The sequence below is a fragment of the Azoarcus sp. L1K30 genome (assembly GCF_018122735.1).
Taxonomy (GTDB): Bacteria; Pseudomonadota; Gammaproteobacteria; order Burkholderiales; family Rhodocyclaceae; genus Parazoarcus.
Genome location: NZ_JAGRRD010000001.1, coordinates 4,575,157 through 4,585,475 on the forward strand (window position 1 = coordinate 4,575,157; position 10,319 = coordinate 4,585,475).

Below are 10,319 nucleotides of genomic sequence, written 5' to 3' on the forward strand. Positions count from 1 at the left end.
CCGTCCTATTTCGCGATATAGCCCAACGACTTGGAAATGTCGTTGGCCGTTTCGCGTACCAGTGGCGCCCAGTCGGGGTTGAATCGTTCCGACGGTGTTGACAGTGACAGGCCGGCAATGAGCTCGCCGCTGTCGTCGCGTATTCCGGCTGCGATGCAACGCACACCTGCTTCAACTTCGTCGAGGTCGAAGGCGACTGCATGGCGACGGACCTTGTCGAGCTCCTTCTCCAGCGCGGCGATCGTTGTCAGCGATTCCGGCGTTGACGCCGGCAGGCCGGTACGCTTGGCGTATTCGCGAACCTTTTCGAGTCCGTCTTCGACCAGGAAAAGTTTCCCCGTCGCAGTGGTATGCAGCGGCGCACGGGCGCCGACGATGTGCACGACGCGTACGGACGAGCGCCCGCTCGAGGTGCGCTCGACATAGACGATCTCATCGCCCGCCCGGATGCCCAAGTTGACGCTCTCACCGGTCGCCGCATGCAGCCTGAGCATGGCTGGCATCGCCGTTTCGCGCAGCGAAATGCGCGATTTCACCAGGCTGCCCAATTCAAGGAGCCTGATTCCGAGACGATAGATGCCCGCATCCGAGCGGTCGACGAAGCCGCTTTGGGTCATGGCGCCGAGAATCCGGTGCGCAGTCGACGGGTGCAGGCCGGTTTCCAGGGCCAGTTGCTTGAGTGGCACGGGGTCGGCGTGCTCGGCAAGCGCGTCGAGCAGCTTCATCATGCGTTCGATGACCTGGATGGGGTTCTTGGCCTCGGCCGGGGCCGAGGTCTCGTCGATCTTGATTGCGGACACGTTGACCTGCAGGGTGGCTTGATGACTCAATGGTAACTGCGGGACCTGATTTCGCCTAGTGAAATGAACGTGGCGCTGAGAACGGATTTTGTGCGGGACGGCCGGCTCGAGATGGCGTCGGGCGATCTGCCGACGGGGCGCTGCTTGCGGGCTCGCGTTCGATGGGCGGCGCACGAAGGCGCGGCATGGTGCGTACAGGGCATGACCGACCCGGATGCGCTGTATGCTTACGCCGTCCGCGTCGCGAATGAGGCGCTGACCGCCTGTCAAGCGGCCGCGCAGGTTTGCCCGCACGCCTTATGGCTAGGCGGTTTCCCTGCGGATATACTTTTGCTCAATAATGCCCGGCCAGACCGGGTCGTTTTTTGCCCGTGTCGTCCTTTCCCCCGATGTCGAGGGGAGATCTGCCTGGAACCTGAATGAGCCTTCTGCTGATTGTCTTGCTGCCTTTCATCGGAGCGTTGTTTCCGGCGCTGATGATTCGCGTCGGGCGAAATGCCAGTGCCGCGGCGGCCTTCTTCGCGACTTCGCTCGCTTTCGTCCTTCTGATGTCGCATGCGCCTGCGCTGTTTCGGGGTGAGGTGCTCCAGGCCGGATGGGAATGGCTGCCCGGACTCGGCTTGAATGTGAATTTTCTGCTCGATGGACTCGGCTTTTTCTTTGCCGCACTCATACTCGGCATCGGATTGCTGATCATCGTCTATGCCCGTTATTACCTGTCGAAAGACGATCCGGTGGGGGTCTTCTACACCTATCTGTTGCTGTTCCAGGGGGCGATGGTCGGCATCGTGGTGTCCGACAATGTCCTGCTGCTGCTGATTTTCTGGGAGCTCACCAGTCTTTCGTCCTTCCTCCTGATTGGCTACTGGAAACATCTGCCCGAGGGGCGGCAGGGCGCGCGGATGGCGCTGGCGGTCACCGGGGCAGGCGGGCTCGCCATGATTGCAGGCATGCTGCTCATCGGCGACATTGCGGGTTCCTACGACCTCAGCGTGATCCTGCAGCGCGCCGAGTCGATCCAGGCCTCGCCACAATACCTGCCGGCGCTGGTGCTGATCCTGATCGGCTGTTTCACCAAGTCGGCACAGTTTCCCTTCCATTTCTGGTTGCCACACGCCATGGCTGCGCCGACGCCGGTGTCCGCCTACCTGCATTCGGCCACCATGGTGAAGGCCGGGCTGTTCCTGATGGCGAGGATGTGGCCGGTATTGTCGGGCACCGAGGCCTGGTTCTACATCGTGGCGACCACGGGGCTGGTGACGATGACGATCGGCGCCTTCATCGCGCTGTTCAAGGACGACCTCAAAGGATTGCTGGCCTATTCGACCGTCAGCCATCTCGGTCTGGTGACCATGCTTTTCGGCTTCGGGACGCCGATGGCTGCCACGGCCGCGGTGTTTCACGTACTCAACCACGCCACCTTCAAGGCGGCCCTGTTCATGAGTGCGGGCATAGTCGACCACGAGGCCGGTACGCGTGATGTGCGCCGTCTGGGCGGCTTGATGCATCTGATGCCCGTGACGGCCACGCTGGCGATGGTGGCGGGGGCATCGATGGCGGGCTTGCCGCTGCTCAATGGTTTCCTGTCCAAGGAGATGATGCTGCATGAGGCGGCCAGTACCGCGTGGCTGGGGCAGGGCTGGGTGCTGGGTACGGCAGCGACCATCGCCGCCTGCTTTTCGGTGGCCTATTCGTTCCGGTTCATTGCTCATGTCTTCATGGGGCCGATACGCAAGGACTATCCGCATCATCCGCATGATCCGCCGCTGGGCATGTGGATTCCCCCCGCCGTGCTGGTGGTGTTGGTGGTGCTCATCGGGCTGTTTCCCGATACGCTGGCCGGGCCGCTGGTGGCCATGGTGGCACGGGCGGTGACCGGTGGTCAGGTGCTGGACTACCACCTGGCACAGTGGCACGGCTTTACCCCCGCCTTGGGCATGAGCGTCGTGGCGATCGTCGTCGGTACGCTGTTGATCCGATCCTACCCGCGCGTGCGTGCGCTGTGGACGGCCGGGCCGCATCCAGAGGCCAAGCGTATTTTCGACGGTCTGATCACGGGCGCAGTGGACATCGCCCAGCGGTTGACTCACGGCGTGCATAACGGATCGATGCAGCGCTATCTGGCAGTGATGTTGTCGGCGATGCTCTTGCTCGGTTATTTCGTCTTCGCGAGCAGCCCGAATGCTCCCGGCACCCGAGCCTTGATGCCGGCTTCAGCCGTGGCCGTGGTGGGCTGGGTGTTGCTGATGGGGGCGTGCCTGGCGCTGGTGTTGATGCATCAGCAGCGTTTGCTGGCCTTGGTGGTGGTGGGGGTGATCGGCCTGATCGTGTCGATCGGGTTCGTATATCTTTCCGCCCCGGACCTTGCCCTGACCCAGATTTCGGTCGAGGTGGTCACTGTCATCCTGATGCTGCTGGCGCTGAACTTCCTGCCCAAGCGTTCGCCGCGCGAGTCGAGCACTGTGCGAAGGCTGCGCGATGCCGGTCTGGCCATCGCGGCAGGCCTGGGCGTGGGTGGCGCGGCATGGGCGGTGATGACACGGGATGCCGAAACCTTGTCGGGCTATTACCTCGAACAGTCGGTGGCGGGTGGTGGCGGCTCCAATGTCGTCAACGTCATCCTCGTCGATTTCCGCGGATTCGACACGTTTGGCGAGATCATCGTGCTCGGGATCGCTGCGCTGACCATCTTCGCCCTGCTCGATGGGCTGATGGTCAGTGCGGCAGGTCGGCGATTGCAGTCCTGGCGCCCTGATCAAGCGCGGGCCGCAGACCGTCACCCGATGATGCTCGCCGTCGCAACCCGGGCCATGCTGCCGCTGGCGCTCATGGTCGGGATCTACATCTTCCTGCGTGGGCACAACGTGCCTGGCGGCGGCTTCATCGCCGGCCTCGTTGTGGCCGTGGCGCTGATCGTGCAGTACATGGCCAGCGGTTTCGGTTGGGCCGCGCATCGGATGAAGGTGGATTACCATGCCTTGATCGGCGCCGGGGTGTTGGTCGCCGCAGCGACCGGGCTGGGCGCATTGGTCGCCGGCTTCCCCTTCTTGACCAGTACGGTGTGGCACCTTGATCTGCCGCTGCTGGGCGAGTTGCATATCGCGTCGGCCATGTTCTTCGATACCGGCGTATTTCTCGTGGTCGTCGGCGCGACGATGCTGGCGCTGGCCAATCTGTCGCGGCTTGGGCGCCATGCCGAGCATCTGCTCGTGAATCGTGAGCCGATGGATGTCGATCCGTCTCGACCGTCGTTTGCTGCCGGAGAGCACTGAGATGGAGTTTCTATTGGCAAGCGCAATTGGGGGGCTGACCACGGCGGGGGTGTATCTGCTGCTGCGGGCGCGGACCTTTTCCGTCGTGCTCGGGCTCGCGCTGCTGTCCTACGCCACCAACGTGTTCCTGTTCGCAATGGGGCGGCTGGTCACGAACGCGCCGCCGGTGATCTCGACCCTGGCAACGGACTATACCGATCCGCTTCCGCAGGCGCTCGTGCTGACGGCGATCGTCATTTCCTTCGGGATGACCGCGGTGGTCGTCGTGATGGCGTTGCGCAGCTACCTCGAGAGCGATTCCGATCATATCGACGGGAATGGTCTGGCACAGGCGGGCGAACCCGGCTCGGTGGTATTGCCGGTCGAAGTGTCGGAGGGCGGTCGATGAATCAATGGATCGTGTTTGCCATCCTGTTGCCGGCCGTCATGGCGCCGGTGCTGGTGCTGGCCGCCCGCCACGACATCGTGCTGGCGCGGGTGCTGTCGGTTGCCGCCTGTGCCGCGCAGCTGGCCCTGGCGCTGGGGTTTTTCGTTTCGGCTTCGTCGGAGCCGCCGCAGATGTACGCGCTGGGTGACTGGCCCGCGCCTTTCGGCATCGTGCTGGTGCTGGATCGACTGTCGGCGCTGATGCTGCTGCTCTCGGGGGCGTTGTCGCTGCTGGTGCTGCTCTACGCCATTGGCGGCTGGGATGCGCGCGGGCGCCATTTTCATGCCTTGTGGCAGTTTCAGGTCATGGGGATCAACGGCGCCTTCCTGACCGGCGACTTTTTCAATCTGTTCGTGTTTTTCGAGATCCTGCTGATTGCGTCATATGGACTCATGGTGCATGGGGGCGGTCGCGACCGGGTTGGCGCGGGGGTGCAGTACGTCGTGGTCAACCTGCTTGGCTCGACGCTCTTCCTGATCGCGGTCGGACTGATCTACAGCGTTGCGGGGACGCTGAATATGGCCGATCTCGCACTCAAGGTGCCCGAGCTGGCGCAGGGCGATCGGGCCATCCTGAACACGGGCGCCTTGCTGCTGTTGATGGTGTTCGGGGTCAAGGCGGCACTGGTGCCGCTGCATTTCTGGCTACCGGGGACGTATGCGAATGCGCCTGCGCCGGTGGCCGCCCTATTCGCCATCATGACCAAAGTCGGGGCCTATTCCATCATCCGCCTCTACGTGCTGGCCTTCGGCGCCGAGGCCGGGGCTTCGGCCTGGCTGGCTGCGCCATGGCTCCTGCCCGCCGCGCTGGTGACGCTGGTGCTGGGGATGGCCGGCGTGCTGGGCGCGCGCAGCCTCGGGCAACTGGCCGCGTTTTCGGTGATCGGATCGATGGGGACGCTGTTGATCGCGGTCGGCCTGTTCTCCGAGCAGGCGCTTGGCGCGGGGCTGTATTACCTGGTGCACTCGACCTTGGCGGCAGCCGCACTGTTCCTTGTTGCCGACTTGGTCAGCGCGCGTCGAATCGTCCATGGCGGTCAACTCGATGCCGGGCCGGCATTTGCCGATTCCGGCCTGCTCTCCGCCTACTTTTTCGTGCTTGCGATTGCGGTCTGTGGCATGCCGCCGTTGTCGGGGTTCATCGGTAAGCTGCTCATTCTCGACAGCGCGCGTAGCTCGGCCCTTGTTGCTTGGATCTGGAGCCTGGTGCTTGGCACTTCGCTGTTGTGCATCGTCGGCTTTGCGCGCGCGGGCAGCACCCTGTTCTGGCGTCGGCATGGCGTTGGCGATTTGCCGCCACCGGAACAGGATGTTTCGTCGAGCGGCGTGTTGCCCATGGTATCGACCGGTGCGATCCTGTTTGCGCTGGTGATGTTCACGGTGTTCGCCGGGCCGGCGACGGTGTGGCTCGACGACACCGCAGCACAGGTTTTCCAGCCGGGTCAATATATCGATGCCGTGTTGGGGGCTGGAGGCATCAACGAATGAATGACATGCACGACGCCGAAGGGCTTCAAGCCGACCCGCCGCGCCGGTGGTTCCCGCATCCGGTATTGAGCGCGCTGCTGGTCATCGTGTGGCTGATGCTGCAGAACGGATTCAGTCTTGCGCATCTCGTGCTCGGCATATTTCTTGGCTGGGGGATTCCGTGCCTGACGGCGAGCTTCTGGCCGTCGAGGCCGCATGTGCGCAGCTATCGCAAGGCGCTGTCCTATGCGTTGCTGGTGATTGGCGACATCATCGTGGCCAACGTGGTCGTCGCCCGACTCATCCTCTTCAGCCGTCCCGCCGATCTGCATACGTGCTGGGTCAGCGTGCCGCTTGATCTGCATACGCCGGAAGCCATCACCCTCTTTGCCGGCACGATCACGATGACGCCCGGAACAGTGAGCGCCGATCTGTCCGCGGATGGGCGCAGCCTGCTCGTGCACTGCCTCAATGCGCCCGACCCGGCACAGGCCGTGACGGACATGAAGACGCGCTACGAAGCCCGGATCAAGGAGATTTTCGAATAATGATTGACCATGCGCTCGATTTTGGACTGGCGGCGGTATCGCTTGCGCTGCTACTGAATCTCTGGAGCCTGTTCCGGGGGCCGACGACGATGGACCGCGTGCTCGCGGTCGATACCATGGTGATCAACGTCATTGCCCTGATCGTGTTGTTTGGCATTCGCGAAGGCAGCATGCTTTACTTCGAGGCGGCGTTGTTGTTCGCCATGTTCGGTTTTGTCTCGACCGTGGCCTATTGCCGGTTCGTGTTGCGCGGCAATATCATCGAATGAGGCTGATCACATGAATGCCCTGCTCGAAGTGCTGGTCTCCGCCCTGATCGTGATCGGGGGCGTGTTCCTTTTGGTGGGGTCGTGGGGCATGCTGCGGCTGCCCGAGTTGATGAGCCGTCTTCATGCGCCGACCAAGGCCACCACGCTAGGGGTGGGCAGCGTCCTGCTGGGGTCGATTATCTGGTTTGCGCGCGTGGATGGGGTGCCGTCCATCCACGAACTGCTCATCACCCTGTTTCTTTTTCTGTCGGCGCCGATCACTGCCCACTTTCTTGCAAAGGCTTACATGCACGTGCATGTGGACGCCGAAACGCGCTTGCCGCGGCCCGGAGAGCACGGCTGGAGCACCTATGACGCTGCGCCCGGCAAAGGCGACGAGCAGGTCGGGGAGGGATAGGCGGGGCATGGTGGCGGCGATGGTCACACGGTCGTCTTCGGAAACCTGCTAGAATTCCGCGCTTTTTTCCACACTTGCCCGGAGTTTTTATATGGCTATCGAACGCACGCTTTCCATCATCAAGCCCGATGCAGTTGCCAAGAATGTGATTGGCAAGATCTACCAGCGTTTCGAAGATGCTGGCCTGAAGGTCATTGCCGCCCGCATGGCGCATCTTTCCGAGCTCGAGGCCGGTCAGTTCTACGCCGTGCACAAGGAGCGCCCTTTCTTCAAGGATCTGGTGTCCTTCATGGTGTCCGGCCCGGTGATGATCCAGGTGCTGGAAGGCGAGAACGCGATCGCCAAGAACCGCGAACTGATGGGCGCCACCGACCCGAAGAAGGCCGACAAGGGCACGATCCGCGCCGATTTCGCCGATTCGATCGACGCCAATGCCGTCCACGGCTCCGACGCCCCGGAAACGGCTGCCGTTGAGATTGGCTTCTTCTTCCCGGGCATGAACGTTTATTCGCGCTGAGCGGTCCATCCCTATGGCCCGTTGCGTCCGCTTCGCGGCAGTGTGCCGCGGAACGTGCGGGCGGGCCGTTTGCGCTGGAGAAAATGATGAATAAGCCGGTCAATCTGCTCGATTTCGACGTCGATGGTCTCGTCGCCTGGTTTGCCGGGATGGGCGAGAAGCCTTTTCGTGCGCGTCAGGTCATGCGCTGGATGCACCACGAGGGCTGTGACGATTTCGACGCAATGACCGATGTCGCGAAATCACTGCGAGCGCGGCTCAGCGAAGTGGCGACCATTCAGGCGCCGGTGCCGGTGCGCGACTCGGTGTCTGCCGATGGTACGCGCAAGTGGTTGCTCGATGTCGGCAACGCCAATGCCGTTGAGACGGTGTTCATTCCCGAAACCAGCCGCGGTACGCTGTGCATCTCGTCGCAGGCGGGGTGTGCGCTCGATTGCGCGTTCTGTTCCACCGGCAAACAGGGCTTCAACCGCAACCTCAGCGCGGCCGAGATCATCGGTCAGTTGTGGCTCGCCAACAAGCTGCTGGGGGCCGCGCGCGACGAAGCAGCCGACCTCGAGTCCGGTGAGAAGGACAACGGCCGCATCATCAGCAATGTGGTGATGATGGGGATGGGCGAGCCGCTGGCCAATTTCGACAATGTGGTGACCGCGCTGCGCCTGATGCTCGACGATCACGCCTATGGCCTGTCGCGGCGACGCGTGACGGTGTCGACCTCGGGTATCGTGCCGGCCATGGACCGCCTGCGCGACGAATGCCCGGTAGCGCTGGCAGTGTCGCTGCATGCGTCCAACGATGCACTGCGCGACCAGTTGGTGCCGATCAACCAGAAATACCCCCTGCGCGAGTTGATGGCGGCCTGTGTGCGCTATCTCGATCGCGCGCCGCGCGACTTCGTCACGTTCGAGTATGTGATGCTCGATGGCGTCAATGACAGCGATGCACATGCACATGAACTCGTTGCGCTGGTGCGGGACGTACCGTGCAAATTCAATCTGATTCCCTTCAATCCTTTCCCCAATTCGGGCTTTCTGCGCTCGCCGTCGGAGCGTATCAGGCGCTTTGCAGGTATCCTGATCGATGCAGGTATCGTGACCACCACGCGCAAGACGCGGGGTGACGATGTCGATGCAGCCTGCGGCCAGTTGGCCGGACAGGTTCAGGACAAGACCCGGCGCACGGTTGTGCGCCTGAAGCAGACGACGGAGGTTCGCGGATGAGGGGCAGGCTTGGAATCCTTGCGACGGTGGCAGCCGCGCTCGCGCTGGGCGGTTGTGTAAGCGCTCCGGTGTCGGGCGGCAGTGTCGATGCGGTTGGCATTTCGCGGCCCATGTCGGACATGCAGCCGAGCAACGAGAGCGAAAACCGCGCGCGGGTTCACGTTGACCTGGGCATGGCGTATTTTGAAATCGGTCGCTATGACGTCGCGCTCGATGAAGGGCGCACCGCGCTCAATGAGAGCCAGAACTACGCGCCGGCATTCCATCTCATGGGGCTCGTCTACATGATGATCGGGGAAAATGCGTCGGCGAACGACTTTTTTTCACGTGCGCTCAATGTTGCACCCGGTGATCCTGACTTCAATAACAGTTACGGCTGGTTCCTGTGCCAGCAAGGCCGCGAGGAAGAAGCGCTGGAACGATTCGCGCGTGCGGCACGCAATCCGTACTATCGCTATCCCGCGCGGCCGTACACCAATGCCGGCCTCTGTCTGGAAAAGCTGAACAAGGATGTGGAGGCCGAAAAGCAGTTTCTGCTCGCGGTGCAGGCGGATCCCGCAAATGGTCAGGCCTTGTATCAGCTCGCCGCGATCGCCTATCGTCGCAACGATTTTCAGGGGGCGCATGACCAGCTCATTCGGCTTCATCAGCAACTGCGCCCGACCGCAGCATCGGTCTGGCTCGGTTTGCGCGCGGCGCGCAAGCTCGGCGAGCGCAATGCCGAGGCGAGCTATGCGGAGCAATTGCGTAGCCGGTTTGCCGACTCCGCTGAACTTAAACTGATGTTGCAAGGGAAGTACGAGTGAGTAGCACGCAGTCCAATCCCGTCCCGGAGACGGAACGTCAGTCCGAATCCGCTGGCACCCTGCTGCGGCAGGCCCGCGAACGGCGTGGCGAGTCGCTCGAGGAGGTTGCGCAAGCGCTGAAGCTGTCGCTGCGCCAGCTGGTGGCGATCGAGAGCGGGCAATACGCCGTATTGCCCGGCCCGGCGTTCGTGCGCGGCTTCGTGCGCAATTACGCTCGCCATCTTGGACTCGACCCCGAAGCCGTTCTCACTGCCGTGGGCGCTGACGCTTCGGTCGCGGTGGATCTGACGCCGCTATCGAACGCGGAGGGCGACATGCCGGCGACCCGGGGCCTGCGCTTCAATCTGGTGCCCGCAGCGGTCGTCGCCGCGTTGTTGCTGGCGCTGATTTCCGCGGGCGGGTTCCTTGGATGGTTCGAAGCACCACCCGCATCCGAGATTGAAGCAGTGGCGCCGGGGATGCCGCCCGACGTGGTAGCTGACGATGAATCGGCTCCTTCGGCAACGGCGGGGGAGCCACCCGCAGACCCGTTTCTTTTACACATCTCACAGCCCCAGAGACTCCCCCGCCAACCGTGTGGCGTCTTCTGCTCTGAAA

At 62.8% G+C, this 10,319-nt stretch carries 11 protein-coding genes; 10 read left to right on the forward strand and 1 reads right to left on the reverse strand.

Annotation, left to right across the window (positions count from 1 at the left end):
• Positions 1-5: 5 nt before the first annotated feature.
• Complete coding sequence (locus J5J83_RS21040) at positions 6-800, reverse strand: IclR family transcriptional regulator (protein ID WP_212353533.1); 795 nt, start codon at positions 798-800, stop codon at positions 6-8.
• 419 nt (positions 801-1,219) lie between these two features.
• On the opposite strand from J5J83_RS21040, the gene J5J83_RS21045 reads away from it, so the two are divergent.
• The 10 genes from J5J83_RS21045 to J5J83_RS21090 all read left to right on the forward strand — a co-directional run.
• Positions 1,220-4,072 carry a monovalent cation/H+ antiporter subunit A gene (locus tag J5J83_RS21045; RefSeq protein WP_212352001.1) on the forward strand — a complete coding sequence of 951 codons (2,853 nt, stop codon included), beginning with the start codon at positions 1,220-1,222 and terminating at the stop codon, positions 4,070-4,072.
• A 1-nt stretch (position 4,073) separates the two neighbouring features.
• Positions 4,074-4,460, forward strand: coding sequence for a Na+/H+ antiporter subunit C (locus tag J5J83_RS21050; protein WP_212352002.1), 387 nt, complete (start codon positions 4,074-4,076; stop codon positions 4,458-4,460).
• The gene (locus J5J83_RS21055; RefSeq protein ID WP_212352003.1) at positions 4,457-5,986 is read left to right on the forward strand and encodes a monovalent cation/H+ antiporter subunit D; all 1,530 of its coding nucleotides are present in this window, start codon (positions 4,457-4,459) and stop codon (positions 5,984-5,986) included. Before J5J83_RS21050 ends, J5J83_RS21055 begins: the two co-directional genes overlap by 4 nt.
• The gene (locus J5J83_RS21060; protein WP_249115808.1) at positions 5,983-6,513 is read left to right on the forward strand and encodes a Na+/H+ antiporter subunit E; all 531 of its coding nucleotides are present in this window, start codon (positions 5,983-5,985) and stop codon (positions 6,511-6,513) included. Before J5J83_RS21055 ends, J5J83_RS21060 begins: the two co-directional genes overlap by 4 nt.
• Positions 6,513-6,782, forward strand: a complete 270-nt coding sequence (locus J5J83_RS21065; protein WP_212352005.1) for a K+/H+ antiporter subunit F — start codon at positions 6,513-6,515, stop codon at positions 6,780-6,782. Before J5J83_RS21060 ends, J5J83_RS21065 begins: the two co-directional genes overlap by 1 nt.
• 10 nt (positions 6,783-6,792) lie before the next feature.
• Complete coding sequence (locus tag J5J83_RS21070; protein ID WP_212352006.1) at positions 6,793-7,179, forward strand: Na+/H+ antiporter subunit G; 387 nt, start codon at positions 6,793-6,795, stop codon at positions 7,177-7,179.
• Between the two features lie 91 nt (positions 7,180-7,270).
• Entirely contained in the window at positions 7,271-7,696 is a 426-nt protein-coding gene (gene ndk / locus J5J83_RS21075; protein WP_212352007.1) for a nucleoside-diphosphate kinase, read from the forward strand.
• An 86-nt stretch (positions 7,697-7,782) separates the two neighbouring features.
• Positions 7,783-8,916 (forward strand): 23S rRNA (adenine(2503)-C(2))-methyltransferase RlmN, encoded by a 1,134-nt coding sequence (gene rlmN, locus J5J83_RS21080; RefSeq protein WP_212353540.1) that lies wholly within the window; start codon positions 7,783-7,785, stop codon positions 8,914-8,916.
• The gene (gene pilW / locus J5J83_RS21085; RefSeq protein WP_212352008.1) at positions 8,913-9,722 is read left to right on the forward strand and encodes a type IV pilus biogenesis/stability protein PilW; all 810 of its coding nucleotides are present in this window, start codon (positions 8,913-8,915) and stop codon (positions 9,720-9,722) included. The genes rlmN and pilW overlap by 4 nt, the downstream gene beginning before the upstream one ends.
• Positions 9,719-10,319: helix-turn-helix transcriptional regulator (locus J5J83_RS21090; RefSeq protein ID WP_212352009.1), on the forward strand; the 601-nt coding region annotated here is incomplete at its 3' end. The genes pilW and J5J83_RS21090, both read left to right, overlap by 4 nt.

Bases quoted from the DNA above. Each gene is read 5' to 3' on its own strand.
- rlmN (WP_212353540.1), top strand. From the start codon at position 7,783: ATGAATAAGCCGGTCAATCTGCTCGATTTCGACGTCGATGGTCTCGTC.
- J5J83_RS21045 (WP_212352001.1), top strand. From the start codon at position 1,220: ATGAGCCTTCTGCTGATTGTCTTGCTGCCTTTCATCGGAGCGTTGTTT.
- J5J83_RS21070 (WP_212352006.1), top strand. From the start codon at position 6,793: ATGAATGCCCTGCTCGAAGTGCTGGTCTCCGCCCTGATCGTGATCGGG.
- ndk (WP_212352007.1), top strand. From the start codon at position 7,271: ATGGCTATCGAACGCACGCTTTCCATCATCAAGCCCGATGCAGTTGCC.
- J5J83_RS21060 (WP_249115808.1), top strand. From the start codon at position 5,983: ATGAATGACATGCACGACGCCGAAGGGCTTCAAGCCGACCCGCCGCGC.
- J5J83_RS21055 (WP_212352003.1), top strand. From the start codon at position 4,457: ATGAATCAATGGATCGTGTTTGCCATCCTGTTGCCGGCCGTCATGGCG.
- J5J83_RS21065 (WP_212352005.1), top strand. From the start codon at position 6,513: ATGATTGACCATGCGCTCGATTTTGGACTGGCGGCGGTATCGCTTGCG.
- pilW (WP_212352008.1), top strand. From the start codon at position 8,913: ATGAGGGGCAGGCTTGGAATCCTTGCGACGGTGGCAGCCGCGCTCGCG.
- J5J83_RS21050 (WP_212352002.1), top strand. From the start codon at position 4,074: ATGGAGTTTCTATTGGCAAGCGCAATTGGGGGGCTGACCACGGCGGGG.